This is a genomic window from Shewanella surugensis, assembly GCF_023284005.1.
Taxonomy (GTDB): Bacteria; Pseudomonadota; Gammaproteobacteria; order Enterobacterales; family Shewanellaceae; genus Shewanella; species Shewanella surugensis.
This window is the reverse complement of record NZ_JAKIKS010000279.1, coordinates 1-2157: the sequence shown is the minus strand read 5'-3', so window position 1 is coordinate 2157 and position 2157 is coordinate 1. Positions and strand designations below refer to the sequence as shown.

General features: G+C 41.4%; 2 protein-coding genes and 1 pseudogene. 1 reads left to right on the top strand and 2 read right to left on the bottom strand.

Features of this window, described 5'->3' with window-relative positions:
• The first annotated feature begins 237 nt into the window (after positions 1-237).
• Positions 238-663: a hypothetical protein gene (locus tag L2764_RS26895; RefSeq protein ID WP_248943400.1), complete on the top strand. Its 426-nt coding sequence runs from the start codon at positions 238-240 to the stop codon at positions 661-663.
• A gap of 73 nt (positions 664-736) precedes the next feature.
• Here L2764_RS26895 and L2764_RS26890 read toward each other — a convergent pair whose 3' ends face one another.
• Together L2764_RS26890 and L2764_RS26885 are read right to left on the bottom strand one after the other, a co-directional pair.
• A complete protein-coding gene (locus tag L2764_RS26890) occupies positions 737-1780 on the bottom strand; it encodes an alpha/beta fold hydrolase (protein ID WP_248943399.1) in 1044 nt (347 codons plus the stop codon).
• A gap of 270 nt (positions 1781-2050) precedes the next feature.
• Positions 2051-2157, bottom strand: a pseudogene (locus L2764_RS26885) (IS30-like element ISVsa7 family transposase); the annotation flags it as partial.

Below are 2157 nucleotides of genomic sequence, written 5' to 3'. Positions count from 1 at the left end.
AGTTCCGTAGAGTGGCTACGCGCTATGAGAGAAAGGCTAAGTACTATTTAGGGACGCTTCAATTAGCTGCTTCTATGATTTGGTTAGCGTAATTGTCAACGCCCCCTAGCCTGATCCCCTGACTGGGTAAGAGATGATAGAGTTTTTATTCATACGGCTATTTGTTGGGCATACTGCTGTTGTTAGCGCGGCAGCGGTGGTAGGCTCGATAGCTCAATGTCAGATAAAGGCCGTTTGATGAAAACCTTCCTGAAGTGTTTTGTGATTTTTTCCGTTTTATTATTATCTGCTTGTTCGACGACCGCATCGACAGAACGGACGGTGAATCAAACTTATCAAGGCAAGTCGATTGATGCACTGGTGAGCATTATTGGTATGCCTCAGAGTCAATATGGCATTGCTAATGGCGATATACAATATGGTTGGTTAATCAAGGAAGTGATACAGACGCCGATGACCAGTATCCATAATGGCCCGCCTTTACGAGAAGGCAGTGATGATGAAATAGATCCCCTGTCGAGTGGCCGTTCGGTGAGAACCTGCCGATTATCAGCGCTTGTGGACAATAATAACATTATTCGAAGTGTTAATTTTGAGCAAGATACCTTAGGAACCAAAGCGTTTCATTTTTCCATGTGCGCTCAGGTATTAGAGACCGAATAGGCTTGTTGCATTAATATGGCAGACAACCTTGTCTACCATGCCGAAAATGGCAATAAATTCATTGAGATTGAATTCATTGAGGCTGAAGAAAAGCCATCAAAGGTGTCATGAAACGGTCGAAAGCTTGTATATGCGGCAGGTGACCGACATTCTCTAATTCAATTAAAGTGGCATCGGGAATGAGGGCTGCGGCTTTTTTACCGAGTGCTGGGTAATTGCCCATGGTTTTAGCGATGTCAGGGGTTACCCAGTTTTTGCCTAGGGCGGTGGTATCTTTTTTCCCGATAATCAGCAGGGTTGGCATGGTTAAGTTTTTAAATTCATAAACAACAGGTTGAGTAAACATCATCTCGTAGATCAATGCTGAATTCCATGCATATCTGGGATAATCCGGGCTGCTAATAAAGCCTGCAATGACGTCTACATAGGGTTGATACTCTGGTTTCCATTGGTTGTTATAATAATGAGTGAGCTGATATTGCTTGATTTTTTCAGATGTTTTTGCCAGTTCGCTTTGATACCAAAAATCGACGCCGCCTTTAGGATAGGGGACGTTAAGCTTCCAATCTTCCAATCCCACAGGGCTTTCAAGGATGAGTTTTGTGGTTGTGTCTGGGTACATGAGCGCGAAACGAGTGGCAAGCATTCCACCGATAGAATGACCTAATAGCAAAGTTTTTTTGATGCTGAGTTCATCCAGTAAGCTTTTGGTGTGTTGCGCTAACTGTTGAAAACTATATTGATAGTGAGTCGGCTTGGATGATTTTCCAAAGCCAATTTGATCTGGTACTAGCACATTGAACCCCGCTTGTCTTAAATGAGCAATGACTTGCTTAAAGTACATGCCATTAAAATTTTTACCATGCAGTAATAAGATAGATTGACCATTAGGCTTATTGGCCTTTATGTACATATAGGCCATCTTCAATTGCTGACCTTGGGTGTTCAGAGTTAAAAAACTCACGGGATATGGGTAAGCGTAGCCTTCTAAATAGATGCCATATTGGGTATTGTTTAGGTGACTCTTGGATGAAGGCTCTTGGGCATAAACGGAGTTTATGAGCAAAAGGGCCATAAGATTGAACCCTAAAATACCTATTTTTATTGTTATGTTCATTGTGACTGCTATCCTTTTTTTAACGCACAGTTCAGAGAAGGGAGTACATTCGGCTGAAAATATGAGTAATGTTCTTTAAAACGCATTTCTTATTGATACTGTGTAAGATATTACGTTTTTGGTTGATGAAATGCATTAAAGTTCACTTTGCCGGAATTAATATCATAATACGCATCAATGAGGCCTATAGCGCCACTATCTACTAGAGTGCGAATTGTCGTACTCTCTTGATAGATAAGTTCAGTGCTCAAATGCACATGATGGCGCATCCTAGATCTCAGCAATAAGCGACACACGTTTACCTGTTAAAAACTCATAAGGACTGAGAAAGTTTAACGCCTTTCTTGGCCTCATGTTAATTAAAAATTCAGCATTGG